The organism is Streptomyces sp. NPDC006332 (assembly GCF_040612855.1).
Classification (GTDB): domain Bacteria; phylum Actinomycetota; class Actinomycetes; order Streptomycetales; family Streptomycetaceae; genus Streptomyces.
Map to the genome: position 1 here is coordinate 234,595 of NZ_JBEXRA010000001.1, position 19,446 is coordinate 254,040.

Here is a 19,446-nt window from a genome sequence, read left to right on the forward strand (position 1 = left end):
CGGTCAACGCCGTTTGGCGTTGGTGGTGCGACGCCACCCGAAAGGTCCGGGTAGATCCATCGATGTCGTACGACGTCCCGTGCTGCTGTGGGTGTGCCGCGGCCCGTTGTGGCCGCCGGTCGTGATGGACCAGGAGCGCTTGTTGATGTTCAGGCGCACTCCGGGAAGGATCCGGAAACTCTTGCGGAACGTAAGCGGCATGCCCGCCCCCTTTCGTTCCGTACCGGATACCCGGAAGGCGCCGGGGCATGACGGTCGGCGTGGCTGTCGAAAAAGTTCTCCAACAGACCGAACTCCTACCGGGCGTTGCACATCTTCAGGTGCGCAAGCGCGCACTGACCTCGCGCGCTGATTCGTATTCGAGGGGAACCCGACACTTCATGAAGAACAAGCTGACCGCCGTGACCCTTGCGGCCGTCGTCGTCGCCGGAACTGCCGCTGCCGTCATCCCGGCCTCCGCCGCTCCCGCCGAGCCGACCCGCTGCCACACCGCGGACCTGAAGGCCGGCTTCGCCACGGGCGAGGACGCGGCGCCGGAGATGGCGCAGACCGAGAAGCAGACCCAGGCGTCCATCTGGTTCACCAACAAGAGCCGGCGCACCTGCACCCTGTCCGGCTTCGCCGGTGTCGACATGGTCGGCGCTCAGACGACCGACGGCACCTGGTCGCTGGCGCGCTCCTCCAAGAAGCCCGTGAAGATGACCCTGGAGCAGGGGGACACGGTGGACTTCAGCATCACCCTGCTCCCGGTGGCCGGCTCCACGCCCCAGAAGGAGAAGTTCGTTCCGGCGAAGTTCCTGGTCACCCCGCCGAACGAGACGGAGCACTTCACCCTGAAGTGGCCGTTCGGCGGCCAGATCCTCAAGCAGGACGGCGCCACCCACCCGGCCACCTACCTCAACCCGGTCGGGATGTAACCAAGTGGGCAGCGCCTGAGCTTCCCTTCAGCGCCGCTGGTGGCCACCGCAGACCTCCCGGAACGAGTCGAAGCCTCCGGGGTGGTGCGGTGGCCACGTCCGACAGGCGGGCCCGCCCGGCTCTCTGGCCCCACAGGGGCAGCCGGCGGCAAGCCGTCCAGCACCTCCAGAATGCGCCTCTCCGGCCGGCGCGCTTGATCCGCGGCGCTCTGCGGGAACCCGCGATCCCGGCCCAATGACGGACAGCGGGGCCCGGGCATGACCATTCCGCGCCCGTGTACTAGAGTTATCTCGACATCGAGATATCTGCCGAGGCGTACTGCAGTCGCACGCTTCCGCCAGGTCTGGCGGTAAGGCCTACCTAACTTAGCCTTACCTTAGCGGATGAGCCAAGAGGGCGTGGCGGCAGGATGCGGTGGTAAGCGCACAGAAATGAAGGAGACTGTCGTGTCGGCGAACAGCTTCGACGCCCGCAGCACGCTGCAGGTGGGCGACGAGTCGTACGAGATCTTCCGGCTGGACAAGGTGGAGGGCTCGGCCCGCCTGCCCTACAGCCTCAAGGTCCTGCTCGAGAACCTGCTCCGCACGGAGGACGGCGCGAACATCACCGCCGACCACATCCGCGCCCTCGGTGGCTGGGACTCGCAGGCCCAGCCCTCTCAGGAGATCCAGTTCACGCCGGCCCGCGTGATCATGCAGGACTTCACGGGTGTGCCCTGTGTCGTGGACCTCGCCACCATGCGTGAGGCCGTCAAGGAGCTCGGCGGCGACCCGGCGAAGGTCAACCCGCTCTCCCCGGCCGAGCTGGTCATCGACCACTCGGTCATCGCCGACAAGTTCGGCACCAACGACGCCTTCGCGCAGAACGTCGAGCTGGAGTACGGCCGCAACCGCGAGCGCTACCAGTTCCTGCGCTGGGGCCAGACCGCGTTCGACGACTTCAAGGTCGTCCCGCCGGGCACCGGCATCGTCCACCAGGTGAACATCGAGCACCTGGCCCGTACGGTCATGACCCGGGGCGGTCAGGCGTACCCCGACACCCTGGTCGGCACCGACTCGCACACCACCATGGTCAACGGCCTCGGTGTGCTGGGCTGGGGCGTCGGCGGCATCGAGGCCGAGGCCGCGATGCTCGGCCAGCCGGTCTCCATGCTCATCCCGCGCGTCGTCGGCTTCAAGCTGACCGGTGAGCTGCCCGCCGGCACCACCGCCACGGACCTCGTGCTCACGATCACCGAGATGCTGCGCAAGCACGGCGTGGTCGGCAAGTTCGTCGAGTTCTACGGCGAGGGCGTCGCAGCCACCTCCCTGGCGAACCGCGCCACCATCGGCAACATGTCGCCGGAGTTCGGCTCCACCGCCGCGATCTTCCCGATCGACGACGAGACCCTGAAGTACCTGCGGCTGACCGGCCGTGACGCCCAGCAGGTCGCGCTCGTCGAGGCGTACGCCAAGGAGCAGGGCCTCTGGCTGGACCCGAAGGCCGAGCCGGACTTCTCCGAGAAGCTGGAGCTCGACCTCTCCACGGTCGTCCCCTCGATCGCCGGCCCGAAGCGCCCGCAGGACCGCATCGTCCTCGCGAACGCCGCCCAGCAGTTCAAGTCCGACGTCCTCAACTACGTCGACTCCGTGGACGAGTCGGGCAAGGAGTCCTTCCCGGCCTCCGACTCCCCGGCCGTCGCCCCGAACGGCGCCCCGTCCAACCCGGTCACCGTGACCGCCCCCGACGGCTCGACGTACGAGATCGACCACGGCGCGGTGACGGTCGCGGCCATCACCTCCTGCACCAACACCTCCAACCCGTACGTCATGGTCGCCGCCGCGCTGGTCGCGAAGAAGGCCGTGGAGAAGGGCCTGACCCGCAAGCCGTGGGTCAAGACCACCCTCGCCCCGGGCTCCAAGGTCGTCACCGACTACTTCGACAAGGCGGGTCTGACCCCCTACCTCGACAAGGTCGGCTTCAACCTCGTCGGCTACGGCTGCACCACCTGCATCGGCAACTCCGGCCCGCTGCCGGAGGAGGTCTCCAAGGCCGTCAACGACCACGACCTCGCGGTCACCTCGGTCCTCTCCGGCAACCGGAACTTCGAGGGCCGGATCAACCCCGACGTCAAGATGAACTACCTGGCGTCCCCGCCGCTGGTCGTCGCGTACGCCCTGGCCGGTTCCATGAAGGTGGACATCACCAAGGACGCCCTGGGCATCGACCAGGACGGCAACCCGGTCCACCTCGAGGACATCTGGCCCTCCGAGGCCGAGGTCAACGACGTCGTGGCGAACGCCATCGGCGAGGACATGTTCAACAAGTCCTACCAGGACGTCTTCGCGGGCGACGCCCAGTGGCAGGCGCTGCCGATCCCGACCGGCAACACCTTCGAGTGGGACGCCGAGTCGACCTACGTCCGCAAGCCCCCGTACTTCGAGGGCATGACGATGGAGACCACCCCGGTCTCCGACATCGCCGGAGCGCGCGTCCTGGCCAAGCTGGGCGACTCGGTCACCACCGACCACATCTCCCCGGCCGGCGCCATCAAGGCCGACACCCCGGCCGGCAAGTACCTCACCGAGCACGGTGTGGAGCGTCGTGACTTCAACAGCTACGGCTCGCGCCGAGGCAACCACGAGGTCATGATCCGCGGCACGTTCGCCAACATCCGCCTGCGCAACCAGATCGCGCCGGGGACCGAAGGCGGTTACACCCGCGACTTCACGCAGCCCGACGCGCCCGTGTCGTTCATCTACGACGCCTCGCGCAACTACATCGAGCAGGGCATCCCGCTGGTCGTCCTGGCCGGCAAGGAGTACGGCTCCGGCTCGTCCCGCGACTGGGCCGCCAAGGGCACCGCGCTCCTCGGCGTCAAGGCCGTCATCGCCGAGTCCTACGAGCGCATCCACCGCTCGAACCTCATCGGCATGGGCGTGCTCCCGCTCCAGTACCCGGAGGGTGCCTCGGCCGCCTCCCTCGGTCTGACCGGTGAGGAGACCTTCTCCTTCACCGGCGTCGAGGAGCTCAACAACGGCACCACCCCGCGCACGGTCAAGGTCACCACCGACACCGGCGTGGAGTTCGACGCGGTCGTCCGCATCGACACCCCCGGCGAGGCGGACTACTACCGCAACGGCGGCATCATGCAGTACGTACTGCGCAGCCTGATCCGCAAGTAAGCAGCTTGCTCCGCGAGTAGGCAGCCTGCACCGCGAGTAAGCAGCCTGCCCCGCAGGTAAGCCGAACGGCGAAGGGCCGCGCTCCCTCATGGGGAGCGCGGCCCGACCGTCGTGGACGGCCCACTTCAGATCACTTCAGGCCGAACGCCCGCAGCACGGTCTGCTCGATCCGGTTGCCGTCCTTGTCGGCGGCCCGCACACGCAGCGACACGAACTGCGATCCCCTGGCGGGCTTGAACTTCGCCTTGCCGTTCTTGACCTTCACCTCTTTCCAGGACGTGCCGTCGTCGTAGGAGGCCCACGCCTTCAGGCTGCTCGCCCTGACGCTTCCCAGCTGATCGCTGACCGGCAGCCCGATCTCCAACTCCTTCTTCCCGTCAGCACGGTTGAGGAGGTCGAGCTTCTTCGGGGCGAGGCCGACGGTGAGCAGCGGCAGCGGCGTCTCGGCGTCGGTGTGCGCGGAGGCGAAGGACCATTCGGTGTGGGTGCTCGTCGAGTACGCGGCCCAGTCGGCCCGGCGCTGCACGTCCAGTACGAAACGGTACGAGGCGTTGCCCGCCGGTACGTCGAAGGTGCCGTAGCCGCCGAGGAGCGAGTCGCCGACCAGCTGTCCGTCCTTGTACAGCTTGCCCTGCGCGGTGTCCTGGGTGCCGTCGACGTATCCGTAGTGGCCCGGCGTGGCGTCGCTCAACTCCGGTACGGAGAGGGTGAGTTTGTCGCCGGTGCGCTGGGAGAGCCCGTACTCCTCGCTGGCCCCCGGGCGGACGACCTGCCGCAGCCACTCCTCGGTGGGCTCCGTGGTCGCCTTGGTGTAGGTCCGCAGCGGACTCCACTGGGCCTTGCCCGCCTGCCAGTCGGGGTAGACGTTGTGCCAGACGCGGGTGTCGGGGTCGACGTAGTTGTACTCGGTGCGCACGGTACCGAGCTGCATGTACTGGCTGCTCTCGATGGCGTAGAGCTGCCAGGGGCGGTACGTGTACACGGTGTCCGAGCCGATCTGGCCGGCCTTGGCCCCGTAGTAACTGGCCCTGGACTTCGCCGTGTTGGAGCTGTCCAAGCGGTACGTCTGGTTCGCGGAGATGGCGCCGCTCTGGGTGGCGAGCAGGTTGTAGACGTACGGGCTGACCGGTGTGCCGCCCAGCTTCAGTGTCACCTTCTTGCCGGTCTTCAACAGGCCGGTGAGCCTGGCGCCCTCCTCGCCGGTGGCGATCATGAGGGGGACGCTGGTCGCACGGTCCACGGCGGTGAGCCAGAAGCCCGGGTTCTTGCGGTACGCGATGACATACCCGGCCCCCGCCTTCGTGGCGTTGGCCAGCGCCTCGTCCGCCCACTCGGTGGCGCCGAGTCCGACCACCGCCACCTTGCCCTTGACGTCGAGCCCCTTGAAGTCCGCCTCGGTGCCGCCGCCCGCGTCCACGGCCCGCACCGTGCGGTCACCGCTGAACTTCGTCGGGAAGTCGTTGTACGTCTGGCTGTAGTAGAGCGACAGCGCGGACTTCTCCGGGCTGGTGACGCTCGCCGTCAGCTCCTTCGCGTACAGCCGGAACTTGGCGTAGAAGTCCAGCGTTCCCTCGGTGACCTTCTTGGTGGGCGCCACGTAGACGTGGTCGGTCCACCAGCCCTGGCTGTAGGTCAGCCCCCAGGCGCTGCCCGGGCCCTCTCGGTGCCAGTTGGTGCTGAAGCCCTGGAACTCGGAGTCCTCCTTGGTCTTCGGTTTGATCTCCACCGCCTTGCGGGCGTCGAGGACCACCTCGGTGTCCCCGTCGACCTTGATCTCGGGATCGCCGACGACCGAGGTGCCGACGGCCACGCCGCCCGCGTCCCGGTCGGGGATCCAGGTGGCGATGGAATACGTACCGGCCGGGACCTCCCAGGTCTCGGTGGCGGCCATGAAGCCGTACTCCTTGGGATACGCGCCGTTCAGCTCATGGAGCGTGTAGATCGCCGAGCCTGCCGCCTTGCCGTCCCGGCCCAGCAGGGAAACCTTCAGGTCGAACGTCTTGGGCGCCTTCGCGAAGCCGATGGCCGTGGTGAGCTGGACGCCGTCGGCGGTCGCGGTGATGTGGCCGGTGTACTGGCCCTGCTCCACCTTCGCCGGATCGACACCGACCGCGGCCGTGGCGGTGCCCTTCGCGGGTACGGTGACCGTTTCGGCGGCCGGGGCGGCCTTGGAGAGACTCGACGACAGCTTCAACTCCACTGCTGTGTCAGTGGTGTTGGTGTACGTGATGTCCTTGGTGACGACCTCGGTGTCGCCGTCCTCGAACTTTCCGAAGCTCAGTGCGGGCGTCGCGAAGACGCCCTGCCGCACCGCCCGTACGGCGTCCACCCGGCCGTCGCCCTGCTGGAAGGCGTTGGCGTCCGGCATGGTCTTCGCTGTGCTCGCCAGCGCCTGCTTGATCTGCTGGCCCGTCCAGTCGGGGTGGGCCTGCGCGACCAGCGCCGCGGCGCCCGCGACATGCGGGGTCGCCATCGACGTGCCGTTCGCCGTCGTGTAGTTGTCGTCGACCGGTGTGCCCATCGTCGTGCCGGCGGCGCGTGCCGCCGTGATGGCCACGCCCGGTGCGGTGATCTCCGGCTTGACCGCGAAGTCGCCGAGGCGAGGGCCGCGGCTGGAGAACGAGGCCAACTTGTCGGCCTTGTCCACGGCGCCCACGGTCAGCGCCGAGTCGGCGATGCCCGGGGTGCCCACGGTCTGCTTGCCCGGTCCCGCGTTGCCCGCCGCGATCACGAAGAGGGTGCCGGTGGACGCGGACAGCTCGTCGACGGTCTCACTCATCACGTCCGAGGGACCCGAGGCCGTACCGCCGAGGGACATGGAGACGATCTTCGCGCCGGACTTCGCCGCCCACTCCATGCCCTCCAGGATCCAGGAGGTCTGCCCGCGGCCGTCGTTGCCCAGCACCTTGCCGACCAGCAGTTCCGCGCCCGGCGCGACACCCTTGCGTTTGCCGTCCGAGGCCGCGCCCGAGCCGACGATCGTGGACGCCACGTGGGTGCCGTGTCCGTGGCCGTCCTGCACCGTCTGGTCCGGCACGAAGGTCTTCGTCTCGGCGAGCTTCCCGGCGAGATCCGGGTGAGCGGTGTCCACGCCGGTGTCCAGGACGGCGATCTTGACGCCCTTGCCGTCGTAGCCGGACTTCCACACCTCGGGCGCGCCGATCTGCGGCACGCTGACGTCGAGGGCCGCGGTCACTTTGGCGTCGAGCCAGAGCTTGTCGATGCCCTCGCCGAGTTGCTTGGCGGCCTTCGTGGTGGGTTCGGTGCCGAGGGTGGGGGCGATGTCGGCCCAGAAGGCGGTCGACTTCTTCGCGCTGAGTGCGGCGCCGTCTATCCCGGGCAGCGTGAGCGTCCGGCGTGCGCCGTCGGGGGTCGCGTTGCCCTTCGTGTACGTGGCGATCACCGGTGTGGTGCCGGCCTTCGCGTCGGCGTATCCCTGCTTGACGAGTTGGGTGATGTTGAAGAGGGCCGGGTCGAGACGGCCCGCCTGGACCAGTGGGATGGCGTCCGAGGGCAGGACGCTCACCTCGCCGTCCTTCTCGCTGGACAGGAAGGTGGCGGCTTCGCGGCCCTTGCCGCGCCGGACGTCTACGGCGTACTTGCCGTCCGGTCCGGCGGTGACGGACACGGTGTCGCCGGTGATGAGAGTGACGGTCTGCGTACTCGTGGCGCCGGACCCGGTGAGGTCCGGTGTGCTCGTGGCGCTTGACGTGGCGACCGGGGACCGGGGGCCGGCAGTCGCGGGGACGATGGCCCCCGCGAGCAGTCCGGCCGCTCCTGCCACGGCCCAGAGGGCGTGGAGTCTTCGCATGTGTGGACTTCCTCCCCTGAACTCTGAAAAGGCTTCAGGCCTGGTGGGCCGAAGCCATGGACAGAGTGAGCGGTGCGCGGGAGGTGCCTCAAGGGATTCCTGTGGCCGAAGCGTGCCAATGCACGCTTCGGACACAGCAGCCGACGGCCGGCCTGCGCGCCGCTACACCCAGCCGCGTTGGGAAGCCCGCATCCCCAGCTGGAACCTGCTCGCCGCACCCAGCCGCTCCTGCAGCTCACTCACCCGCCGCCGCAGGGTCCGCAGACTCACCCCCAGATGGCGAGCCACCGCCTCGTCCTTCATTCCGGCCGCCAGCAGTCGCATCAACGTCCTCTCGCTCTCGGAGAGTTCACTGTCGTCGGCGGCCTGGCCCAGCGGCGTCGCCTGCTGCCAGGCCAGCTCGAAGAGCTTCTGCAGGGCCTCGGTCACCGCCGAGTGCCACACCACGACGGCACAGTAGCCGCCGGCCACGGAGGCCGTCAGCGGCAGCAGCGCCCGGCATCCGTCGACCACCAGCAGCTTGAGCGGAACGGACGGCAACACCCGGGCCTGCTCACCGAGTTCGACCATCCTGAGGGCCCGCGACAGGACCTTCGGGTCCTCCAGGCCGGTCGCCGCGTAGATGCCACGCGAGACGATGCCGCGGTTGAGCAGATCGGCCTGGAGATCCACCTGCGGACCCGCCGGGGCGAGATACGGCGGTGTGTCGAACAGGCACACCTCGTGCTCCGCGCGCGCGTACATCTCCTCCAGGCGTGCCGCGATGGCGCCCTCGCCGGAGGCCACCTCGACCAGCCGGGACGGCTCCTCGCGCAGCAGCCCCGCCTCGTACGCGGTCGCCATCTCCTCGGCAGTGGCGGCCAGCAGCTCGGACTCCGTCTCGCGCCGCCGGATCAGCGCGCGGATCGCCACCCGGGGGTCGACCGCCCGTAACCCGCCCATGGAGTCCGGCGGTTGCAGCAACCCCAGCGTGAGCAGCCGGTTGCAGGCCTCGCGAACCCGGGCCGGGGAGGCACCGGTGAGCAAAGCCCAGCCGGCCGCGCCCGCGTCGGGTTGGTTGAGGATCGCCTGGTACAGCAGCTCGTCGAACGCGGAGACCCCCACCGCGGCCCAGGGGCTCGCGGCGGGGGTCTGCCCTGCCGTGTCATACGCCGTGTTCACCATGGCTCGGCACGGTAGGCGATCTTTGTTAAGGCTGTTGACCATCCTGGGAGGCCGTTGACTTCAGGCCGATCGTTTCAGGTCATCAGCCTCAGGTCACCAGCCTCACATCACCAGCTTCAGGTGGCCGGCTTGAGGTCACCAGCTTCCGGTCGCCTACTTCAGACCGAACGCCCGCAGCACGGTCTGATCGACCGCGTTGCCGTTCCGGTCGGCGGCCCGGACGCGCAGCGACACGAACTTGGCGCCCTTCGGGTGCTTGAGCTTCAGCTCGCCGTGTTTCACCTTCACCGCCTTCCAGGTCGTGCCGTCGTCGTAGGAGACCCATGCCTTCAGGTCACCGGTCGTGACGCCGCCCGACTGATTCCGTACGGAGAGACCGAGCTCCGACTTGTGCTTGCGGTCGACGCGGTTGAGGAGGTCGAGCCCGTCCACGTCGTAGTCGACCGAGAGCAGCGGCAGCGCCGTCCGCTGGTCCGTGTGCGCCGAGGCGAAGGACCATTCGGTGTGGGTGCCGGTGGAGTACGCGGCCCAGCCGGCGGTGCGCCGAGCGTCGAGCACGAGGCGGTACGCGGCCTTCGCCGCCGGGACGTCGAAGGTGCCGAGTCCGCCGAGTGTGGTGTCACCGACCAGCTGTCCGTCCTTGTACAGCTTGCCCTTCGCGGTGTCCTGGGCGTTGTCCACCGAGGCGTAGTGACCCGGCGTGGAGTCACTCAACTCCGGGATCGTGAAGGTGAGTTTGTCGCCGGTGCGCTGGGAGAGGCCGTACTGCTCACTGGCCGCCGGGCGGACGACCTGGCGCAGCCAGTCCTCGGAGGGCAGCCTGCCCGCCTTGTCGAAGGTCTGCACGGAGTCCCACTGGGGCCTGTTCGCGTTCGAGTCGGGATAGACCGCGTGCCAGATCCGGCTGTCGGAGACGTTGTAGTACTCGGTGCGCTCCGTGCCGAGCCGGACATTGTTGGTCGTCGCGATGTCGGCCTTCTGCCAGGGGCGGTACCGGTACACGGCGTCCTTGCCGACCTGGCCGGCCTGGCCCGCGTGGTAGCGAACCGTCTGCTTCACCGTGGTGGAGCCGTTCAGGTCGTACGTCTGGTTGGCCGAGACGGCGCCCGCCTGCGGGAACATCACGCTGTACACGTACGGGCTGACCGCGGTGCCCTTCAGCCTCAGGTTGACCTTCTTCCCGCTCTTGAGCAGGGCACCGAGCTTCGCGCCGTCCTCGCCTGTGGCCGTCATCAGCGGGATGGTCGCGCTCTTCACCCAGGAGATCCAGTACCCGGGCGTCTCGTGGTAGGCGAGGACGTAACCGGCCCCGGCCGCGGTCGCGTTGGCCAGTGCCTCGTCCGCCGTCGCGCCGGCGCCCACCCGGACGACCGCCACCTTGCCCTTGACGTCGAGCCCGTCGAAGTCGGCCGCGGTGCCGCTGCCCGCGTCCACCGCCCGGACCGTGCGGTCACCGTTGATCTTCACCGGGAAGCCGGTGGACGTCTGCGCGTAGTCGAGGGGCAGCGCGTACTTCTCGGGGCTGGTGACGCTCGCCGTCAGCTCCTTCGCGTACAGCCGGAACCTCGAGGAGAACTCGAACATGCCCTGGGTGACCTTCTTGGTGGGCGCCACGTAGATGCGGTCGGTCCACCAGTTCTGGCTGTAGGTCAGGCCCCACGCAGTGCCCGGGCCCTCTCGGTGCCAGTTGGTGCTGAAGCCCTGGAACTCGGAGTCCTCCTTGGTCTTCGGTTTGATCTCGACCGCCTTGCGGGCGTCGAGGACGAGCTCGGTGTCGCCGTCGACCTTGATCTCCGGATCACCGACGACCGAGGTGGCGACTTCCAGTCCGGCCGCGTCCCGCTCCGAGATCCAGGACCCCATGCTGTACGTACCGGCAGGCACCTTGAACGTGTAGCCGCTGCCGAGGAACCCGTACGTGTCCTCATACGCGCCGTTCAGTTCCTGGAGCATGAAGACCGACGCCGAGGTGGACGGCTTGCCGTTGCGGCCCAGCAGCGACACCTTCAGGTCATAGGTCTTCGCCAACTTCTCGAAGCCGATGGCGGTGGTGACCTGGACGCCGTCGGCGGTCGCGGTGATGTGGCCGGTGTACCGGCCGGTCTCCTCCTCGGCGGGGTCGACGGTCACCCGGACGGTGGCGGTGCCCTTCGCCGGGACGGTCACGGTGCCCGCGTTCAGAGCGGCATCGGGGAGGGACGAGGCAACCTTCAACTCCACCGCTTTGTCAGTGGTGTTGGTGTAGGTGATGTCCTTGCTGTCGGCTTCGGTGTCGGTCTCCTCGTACTTGCCGAAGCTCAGGGCCGGTGTCGCGAAGACGCCCTGGTTGACGGCCCGTACGGCGTCGACTCGGCCGTCGCCCTGCTCGAACACGGAGTTGACGGTGTTCGTCTTCGCGGTGGTCGCCAGTGCCTGCTTGATCTGCTGGCCCGTCCAGTCGGGGTGGGCCTGCGCGACCAGCGCCGCGGCGCCCGCGACATGCGGGGTCGCCATCGACGTACCGCTCGACGTCGTGTAGTAGTCGTCGACCGGCGTGCCCATGGTGGTGCCGGCCGCGCGGGCGGCGGTGATGGCCGCGCCGGGCGCGGTGATCTCCGGCTTGACCGCGGAGTCCCCGAGGCGCGGACCCCGGCTCGAGAACGAGGCCAGCTTGTCGGCCTTGTCGACCGCGCCGACCGTCAGCGCCGAGTCGGCGATGCCCGGGGTGCCGACGGTCTGCTCGGACGGGCCGGAGTTGCCCGCGGCGATCACGAAGAGGGTGCCGGTGGACGCGGACAGCTCGTCGACCGTCTCACTCAGCACGTCCGAGGGGCCGGACGCGTCACCGCCCAACGACATCGACACGATCTTCGCGCCGGAGTGTGCCGCCCACTGCATGCCCGCGATGATCCAGGAGTCCTGGCCGCGGCCGTCGTTGCCCAGCACCTTGCCGACCAGCAGTTCCGCGCCCGGGGCCACGCCCTTGCGTTTGCCGTCCGAGGCCGCGCCCGAGCCGACGATCGTGGACGCCACGTGGGTGCCGTGTCCGTGGCCGTCCTGCACCGCCTGGTCCGGCACGAAGCTCTTCGTCTCGGCGAGCTTCCCGGCGAGATCCGGGTGGCCGGTGTCCACGCCCGTGTCCAGGACGGCGATCTTGACGCCCTTGCCGTCGTAGCCGGACTTCCACACCTCGGGCGCGCCGATCTGCGGCACGCTCACATCGAGGGACGCCTCGACCTTGCCGTCGAGCCAGATCTTGTCGATGCCCTCGCCGAGTTGCTTCGCGGCTTTGGTGGTGGGTTCGGTGCCGAGCGCGGGGGCGATGTCCGACCAGAAGGCGGTCGACTTCTTGGCGCTGAGTGCGGCGCCGTCGATGGTGGGCAGCGCGAGTACCCGGCGTGCGCCGTCGGGGGTCGCGTTGCCCTTGGTGTACGTGGCGATCACGGGGGTGGTGCCGGTCTTCGCGTCGGCGTACCCCTGCTCCACGAGTTGGGTGATGTTGAAGAGGGCCGGGTCGAGACGGCCCGCCTGGACGAGCGGGACGGCGTCCGAGGGCAGGACGCTCACCTCGCCGTCCTTCTCACTGGACAGGAAGGTGGCGGCCTCGCGGCCCTTACCGCGCTGCACGTCTACGGCGTACTTGCCGTCCGGTCCGGCGGTGACGGACACGGTGTCACCGGTGATGAGAGTGACGGTCTGCGTTTTCGTGGCACCGGCCCCGGCGCCGCTGTGCGTGGGCGTGGCGTCCGGCGCGGTGGCCTGCGATCCGGAACCGGCCGCGGCAGGCACGATCGCGCCCGTGAGCAATCCGGCCGCTCCTGCCACGGCCCAGAAGGCGTGGTGTCTTCGCATGGGTGGCGTCCTCCCCTGAACGCTGACGACGCTTCCGGCCTGGTGAGCGGAAGCCAGTGATCAGAGTGAGCGCTGCGTGGAAAGCGGCTCAAGGGAATCCTGTGGCCGAGGAGTGCCAATGCCCCCTTCGGCCATGGCAATTGGCGATCTCCGTAGATCGTGCCGTCACATGAGTCCGGCACCCTCGTAAGGTCTGCCGCGTGAGGCGCACGGCTGCGGGCTAGGCATCCTGGCCGTGGACCGCCCGACGGGCGTGCGGAGGTGGCCGCCGCAGGTAAACGCGCCAGGCCCCGCTCACCAGCGTCCATGGGGCACCGCCCATTTCCTGCGACCTGATCCGCCCGACAGGCCCTACGCGCGGCGGCCCACGGGCGAGGTACTAGGGTGATGCGTCCGAACAGCCGTGTGGGGCACAGGGATTCAGGAGGGGCGACCGGCACATGTCGCTGAGCACGGGGGAGCCGGAGTCCATCGGGTCCATAGGGGGCTACACCCTCGTCGACCGGCTCGGCAGCGGCGGCATGGGGGTGGTCTACCTCGGCCGCTCGGCCTCGGGACGGCAGGTCGCGGTCAAGGTCGTCCACGCCCAGTACGCCCAGGACGAGGAGTTCCGCACCCGCTTCCGGCAGGAGATCGCGGCGGCCCGCCGGGTCAGCGGGGCCTTCACCGCCCCCGTGGTGGACGCCGATCCCGACGCCGAACTGCCGTGGATGGCCACGCTGTACGTGCCCGGCCACACCCTGGAGGGCATCGTCGCCAGGGAGGGCGGGCTGGGCGGGCGCGCGCTGCGCACCCTGGCCCTCGGCCTCGTCGAGGCACTGCGGGACATCCACCAGGCCGGAGTCGTGCACCGGGACCTGAAGCCGAGCAACGTCCTGATGGCCGAGGACGGCCCGCGCGTCATCGACTTCGGCATCTCCCGCGCCGCCGACAACGAGGCCCTCACGATGACGGGACACCTGATCGGCACCCCGCCCTTCATGTCCCCGGAACAGTTCGCCTCGCCCCGGGACGTCACCGCCGCCTCGGACGTGTTCTCGCTGGGCTCGCTGCTGGTGTACGCGTCCACCGGCAACCGTCCCTTCGACGGCGGCAGCCCGTACATGACGGGCTATCAGGTCGTGCACGAGCAGCCCTCCCTGGACGGTGTGCCGGAGCCGCTGCGGACCATGGTCGAGCGCTGCCTCGACAAGGACCCAGCCGCCAGACCCCAACTGGCCGAACTGCACCGGATGTTCAGGAGCCTCCCCGACACGGCGACGGCGGCCGCGACGGCGACCCCGCCGACCGCCCCGGTGATCCGCAGGAACCACCGAGGCCACGGTGACACGACGGCGACACCGAACACAGCCGCCACCGCCACCACAGCCGTCACCGCCACCACCCGGGCCGGCGGCCGCGGACGCCGGGTGCGCCGCTTCGTCGTCCTCGGCGCGGCCCTGGCCGTCACCGCGGCGGGGGTGTCGGCGTACCACCTGGCGACGAGCCCGGACACGACCGCCGACCCCTCCGCCGCCACTGCCGGCCCGGAGCTGCTCACCGGCTGGCGGCCCTGGCAGGCGAAGCTCACGCGCCCCGTGAAGGAGGAGCCCACGGCCATCGACGTGAGCGCCGTGGAGGCGGGCTGCGTGTCCGCCAAAGCCTCCCTGTACTGCGCGGGGACCGGCTTCACGGTCGCCCGGATCGCGGCCGCCACGGGCCGCGTCGAGTGGCGTTACGGCAACAGCGCGCAGGCGGCCGACCGGCCCCTCGGCGTACGTGACGGGATCGTGTACGTGTACGAGCAGCCGGACGAGGTGAACGCGGACCAGCGGGTGATCGCTCTCGACGCGGACACCGGGAAGCGGGTCTGGATCCGCACCGTCGACACGGGTCATCCCGCCGCCCTCTTCAACGGCGGCGTCCTGACGATGTCGGACAAGACGTCGGAGCTCGTCGCGCTCGACCCCCGGACGGGCAGGGACCTGTGGCGAACCCCGGCGAAGTCGAAGGCCGGCACCGGCTGCGCCCCGATGGTCCTGGGCGGCGCCCCTTACGGTGTGTGCACCGACGCCGTCGATCCCACCACGGGCCCGGTCGGTCTTCTGCGCCTCGGCCCGGCCGACGGCGCGGCCCACGAGATCGCCTCGCTGCCCCAGACGGCGACGCCGCTCGGCGCGGTCGACGGGCAGCCGCTGTTCGCGGAGCGCAAGAGCGCCGAGTCCGAGTCGAGCGACGGCCGCGACGAGCCGTACGCGGCCCTGCTGCACGTGAACCCGGTCGAAGGCAAGGTCATCCGGAATTTCCTGCCGGACACCCCACGCGGCGAGGCCACCCTCGTCGACGACACCGTGTACTTCGTCCGCCCCGACGGAACCGTCACCGCGATCAGGGCGAGTGACGGGGCGCGCCTGTGGCAGCGGGCCACCCAGGTCGAGAACCTGTCCGCACCGGTGCTGTCCACGACGTACGACGCCCTGTACTTCGCCAACCGCTACGGCCGCCTCCTCGCGCTAGACCGGGACACCGGGAGGGCGCGATGGAACACCGGCAAGCTCGACGACCCGGGAACCTCGGCGGAGAACACGATCCCCAGCCTGCTGCTCGTCAAGGACGCGATCGTGGCCGTCGCGGGCGACACGGCGTTCTCGGTGCGCCCGGACCGGCCGAGGGCCGGAACGTTGCCGACAGCCGTCCCGAGCGAGGAAGCCTCGTAGGCTGCCCCATCTCCCCGGTAGGGCACCAACAACCTCCGTGCGTCAGCCGTTTACAAGTCGGCTGGTCGGCGCTAGCGTCCCAAAGAGGTGGGTGGGAGCGCTCCCACATGGTGGACCGGAACCCGCCCGGGGTCGCTCCCACCCCCCGCATCCGCACGCGCGCATACGCGTATCCGCACACGCGTGATCGCGCGCACGCATCCGCATGCACGCATCCACGGCCCGTACCTCAAGGAACGGACTGATATGTCATGATCACGACAAAAACAGATGTGGAGTCCCCGGACTCCCCACGCCGCTCGACGCCCGGCCCCCGCTTCCCGCTCCCCACCCGTGCCCGTGCCCTCTTCCTCGTACTGGTCTCCCTGCTCGCCACGATCCCGGCGCTCAGCCTGGTCGTCACGGCAGGCGGCGAGGCGGAGGCGCACGGTACCCCGATGAAGCCCGCCAGCCGCACCTTCCTGTGCTGGCAGGACGCACTGACCAACACCGGTGAGATCAAACCGATCAACCCGGCCTGCAAGAACGCGCAACAGGTCAGCGGCACCACGCCGTTCTACAACTGGTTCTCGGTGCTGCGCTCGGACGGCGCCGGCCGCACCCGCGGCTTCGTGCCGGACGGTGAGCTGTGCAGCGGCGGCAACACCAACTTCACGGGCTTCAACGCGGCCCGCGACGACTGGCCGCTCACCCACCTCACCTCGGGCAAGACGGTCGACTTCTCCTACAACGCCTGGGCCGCGCACCCGGGTTGGTTCTACGTCTACGTCACCAAGGACGGCTTCGACCCCAAGAAGCCCCTCACCTGGGACGCCATGGAGGCCCAGCCGTTCCTGAGCGTCGACCACCCGCCGCTCAACGGAAGCCCGGGCACGGTCGAGGCCAACTACTCCTGGTCCGGTCAGCTCCCGGCCAACAAGTCGGGGCGGCACATCATCTACATGGTGTGGCAGCGCTCGGACAGCGCGGAGACCTTCTACTCCTGCTCCGACGTCGTCTTCGACGGCGGCAACGGCGAGGTCACCGGCATCCACGAGCCGGGCAACCCGACCGATCCGGTACCGGGCACCTGCACGGCCACCCGCAAGACGACGGGCAGTTGGAACGGCGGTTACCAGTCCGAGGTGACGGTCACCAACTCCGGCGACGTCCCGATGCTGGGCTGGATGGTCGACTGGACGCTGCCGGGCGGCCAGAAGGTCGAGAGCCTGTGGAGCGGCAACGCCACCTACACCGGACAGAACGTGATGGTGCACAACGCCGACTGGAACGGCTCACTGGCGCCGGGGAAGAGTACGACGTTCGGCTACGTCGTCTCCGGGGCCGGCGGGGACAGTACGACGACCTTGCCCTGCCGGGTCGGCTGAACCTGCGTCGGCAGCGGACTCGGACAGGATCCAGAGGCGGACCCGGTGGGCGGGTGTCTTCACCGGGTCCGCGTGACGGCCGCGTGCCTCCCGGCCGGGCCCGGGAACCCGGTCTGCTCACCCGCGACGACGGCCTTCGGCGCGGAACCGGTTGCCTCACCCGGCGGGGGTGACGAGTCGGCTTCCGACCATACCGGCGCCTTCGACGGCGACCCGGCCTCGGTACTGGTGGACTCGCGTATTCAACTGTCGCCAGTTCTCGACCTGGCCTGGGGGGCGGGGTGACGCTCCGTGGCCGAAAAGGTCTACCTCCTCGGAAGTTGCCTCGACGGTGTAGGCGCGGCTGTTTAAGATCATGCGCACGCATCGCGTGTCGGTCACCGGCTGGGTGAGGCATGGAGGTGCCGTGAGGTGCCTTACGGAGGCATTCCACACATGTCAGTCGAGTTGAATCACACCATCATCCATGCCCGGGACAACCGGGAGTCGGCCGAGTTCCTGGCACACATCCTGGGGCTTGAGGTCGGGGCCGAGTGGGGCCCGTTCATTCCCGTGGCCACCAGCAACGGGGTCACCCTGGACTTCGCCGCCATCCCGGCGGAGTCGATCGTCATGCAGCACTACGCGTTCCTCGTCTCCGACGAGGAGTTCGACGCGGCCTTCGACCGTATCCAGCAGTCCGGGATCACGTACTACGCCGATCCGCGTCTGAAGCAGCCCGGAGAGATCAACCACCACCACGGTGGACGCGGCCTGTACTTCATGGACCCGGCCGGGCACGGCATGGAGATCATCACGCGCCCCTATGGCAGCCACGAGCAGACACCGACGGCTTCGTGAGGCAGTGGCAGGTCAGGCCGTGCCCTGGCCTGCCACCCCGTTGCCTGGTTCAACTGCCGTGATTTCCGCGGCGGTCGGAACATCGGTACAGCGGTTATCGGTGAGAACGATCGTGGTCGGCTGGTACAACAGGCCGTTATCTGGATCTCTTGCACGCAACAGGCATGATGAGCTGGTCCCTTGTGTGGCTGACCAGTGGCAGTCAGATCTCCTGGAGTTGCTCAGTGCCACCGGAGTTGATCCGGCCGGCACCGCACGAATGAGAGACCGCACCCGCACGGCCACCCCGCCGCCCGAGCGCCCTCGTCCACCAGGTCCTTGACGTTCTTCAGGACCTGCTGAGGTGCTGGACCGGTACACGCACCACCTGCCAACGCCCCGTAGGGAACGGCGCCGGGCCGGGCGGTTCTGCTCGACGGTCAGGCGGGAACGCCGGCCCGGTCCAGGACAGCGGCCATCTCGTCGTCCAGGACTGCTTGGACGCGCACAGCCTCGACTTGGACCTGTCCATCCTGACGACGGTGCCTGGCCCACGCACCCCGCACGATGAGGCAGCCGCGACCCCAGCGGGACACCCGGACTACCGATCCTGGTCGGAGACGTGATCAAGACGATGTTGCCGGGACGCTTCAGCGCCCCAGCGACATGCTGAGTGGCCGGGCCAATGGAACAGCCGCACGCCCCAGCCCTCGCGGGGCCTTCAGCAATGGCTTATTGGATCAGGTCGGTATGCGTATAGCACTTCGGGCAGAAGTAGATCTGCAGATTGTTTGCGTCGGAGACCTGGATACCGGGCGGGTTCGACACAATGTCGTTGTCGATCACGGCGATGGCCTGCTCCTCGTTCGGGACCCAACCCCTCCTGTAGTCGCGGCATTCATCCGAGGCGATGGTCAGCAACGGGCTCATCGCGGAGCCACAGTTGATGCAGAACCGGGCGATGGGATCGGTGAGGCCCCACGGCGGCCAGCCACCCACCTTCCATCCGGGAGCTTCGGACAACTCGGCGGAGTAGAACTCATCCGGTTCCTCATAGGAATCAGCTATCTCGACGCCGGCCGCCTGCCACGCGGTCCAGTCCCTCAGCTGCTGCTTCAACTCCTCGTCCAGCTCCAGAATGTTGGGGTACTCGGTGACTTGCTCCGGTGCGAGCACGCACGGCTCGGGCGTGTAGCCGTACTGCGCCTCGGTCGGTGTGGGCGGCGAAGCGAGGGTGTGGGTGACGTCGGCGGCAGTTCGCCAGAACAGCTCCGTCGTAGGCTTGTACTCCGGCGGGTGCTCGGAGGGACACCACAGCACCTGGAGCAGATCGGTCCGTCCGGGCGGGTGCAGCTGGGGCACGTCGCGCACGTACAGCTGCGCCACGGGCAGAAGGGGGGAGACCGGACCCTCATGCCATTTGTCGCAGTACAGCCATGGCTGCCCGGCGGGCCACAGCAGCGGCCCGCCGACCGAACTGTCGTACGGTGACGGAGAACCGGGGCGGGGATGCAGCCGGGTTGTCGTGCGTGCCAGCGGGGCCAGTTGAAGGAAGATCGCGGCCACGTCCAACGGCCGTGGTGGGGTGGTACGGACGGTGTTCATGGCGGCGATATTGCCAGCAGCCTCCGACAATCGGCGTACGACGAGATCAGCCGCGGCCCCGCCCTTCCCAT

The 19,446-nt window shown here is 68.9% G+C and carries 10 protein-coding genes; 5 read left to right on the forward strand and 5 right to left on the reverse strand.

The features are described 5' to 3' along the window. Positions 1 to 3: 3 nt before the first annotated feature. A complete protein-coding gene (locus ABZ027_RS00970) occupies positions 4 to 201 on the reverse strand; it encodes a DUF4236 domain-containing protein (RefSeq protein WP_356762961.1) in 198 nt (65 codons plus the stop codon). Between the two features lie 179 nt (positions 202 to 380). Here ABZ027_RS00970 and ABZ027_RS00975 point away from each other — a divergent pair, with 179 nt between their 5' ends. Beyond that, on the forward strand, positions 381 to 917 hold the full coding sequence (locus ABZ027_RS00975; protein ID WP_356762963.1) for a DUF4232 domain-containing protein: 537 nt from the start codon (positions 381 to 383) through the stop codon (positions 915 to 917). Between the two features lie 447 nt (positions 918 to 1,364). Then, the gene (acnA, locus tag ABZ027_RS00980) at positions 1,365 to 4,082 is read left to right on the forward strand and encodes an aconitate hydratase AcnA (RefSeq protein ID WP_356762965.1); all 2,718 of its coding nucleotides are present in this window, start codon (positions 1,365 to 1,367) and stop codon (positions 4,080 to 4,082) included. A 130-nt stretch (positions 4,083 to 4,212) separates the two neighbouring features. On the opposite strand, the gene ABZ027_RS00985 is transcribed toward acnA, so the two are convergent. The 3 genes from ABZ027_RS00985 to ABZ027_RS00995 form a co-directional block, all read right to left on the reverse strand. Continuing rightward, on the reverse strand, positions 4,213 to 7,893 hold the full coding sequence (locus tag ABZ027_RS00985) for a S8 family serine peptidase (RefSeq protein WP_356762967.1): 3,681 nt from the start codon (positions 7,891 to 7,893) through the stop codon (positions 4,213 to 4,215). 162 nt (positions 7,894 to 8,055) lie between these two features. Continuing rightward, complete coding sequence (locus tag ABZ027_RS00990; RefSeq protein ID WP_356762969.1) at positions 8,056 to 9,057, reverse strand: LuxR C-terminal-related transcriptional regulator; 1,002 nt, start codon at positions 9,055 to 9,057, stop codon at positions 8,056 to 8,058. Between the two features lie 153 nt (positions 9,058 to 9,210). Then, on the reverse strand, positions 9,211 to 12,888 hold the full coding sequence (locus ABZ027_RS00995; protein WP_356762972.1) for a S8 family serine peptidase: 3,678 nt from the start codon (positions 12,886 to 12,888) through the stop codon (positions 9,211 to 9,213). Positions 12,889 to 13,328: 440 nt separating this feature from the next. Here ABZ027_RS00995 and ABZ027_RS01000 point away from each other — a divergent pair, with 440 nt between their 5' ends. The 3 genes from ABZ027_RS01000 to ABZ027_RS01010 all read left to right on the forward strand — a co-directional run bounded on the left by ABZ027_RS01000 (position 13,329) and on the right by ABZ027_RS01010 (position 17,791). After that, on the forward strand, positions 13,329 to 15,584 hold the full coding sequence (locus tag ABZ027_RS01000) for a PQQ-binding-like beta-propeller repeat protein (RefSeq protein ID WP_356762973.1): 2,256 nt from the start codon (positions 13,329 to 13,331) through the stop codon (positions 15,582 to 15,584). 251 nt (positions 15,585 to 15,835) lie between these two features. Beyond that, positions 15,836 to 16,951: a lytic polysaccharide monooxygenase gene (locus ABZ027_RS01005; RefSeq protein WP_356762975.1), complete on the forward strand. Its 1,116-nt coding sequence runs from the start codon at positions 15,836 to 15,838 to the stop codon at positions 16,949 to 16,951. A 435-nt stretch (positions 16,952 to 17,386) separates the two neighbouring features. Further along, positions 17,387 to 17,791 carry a VOC family protein gene (locus tag ABZ027_RS01010; RefSeq protein ID WP_356762977.1) on the forward strand — a complete coding sequence of 135 codons (405 nt, stop codon included), beginning with the start codon at positions 17,387 to 17,389 and terminating at the stop codon, positions 17,789 to 17,791. A 711-nt stretch (positions 17,792 to 18,502) separates the two neighbouring features. Here the strand turns inward: ABZ027_RS01010 and ABZ027_RS01015 are convergent. Continuing rightward, the gene (locus tag ABZ027_RS01015) at positions 18,503 to 19,375 is read right to left on the reverse strand and encodes a hypothetical protein (protein ID WP_356763427.1); all 873 of its coding nucleotides are present in this window, start codon (positions 19,373 to 19,375) and stop codon (positions 18,503 to 18,505) included. Positions 19,376 to 19,446: the final 71 nt, after the last annotated feature.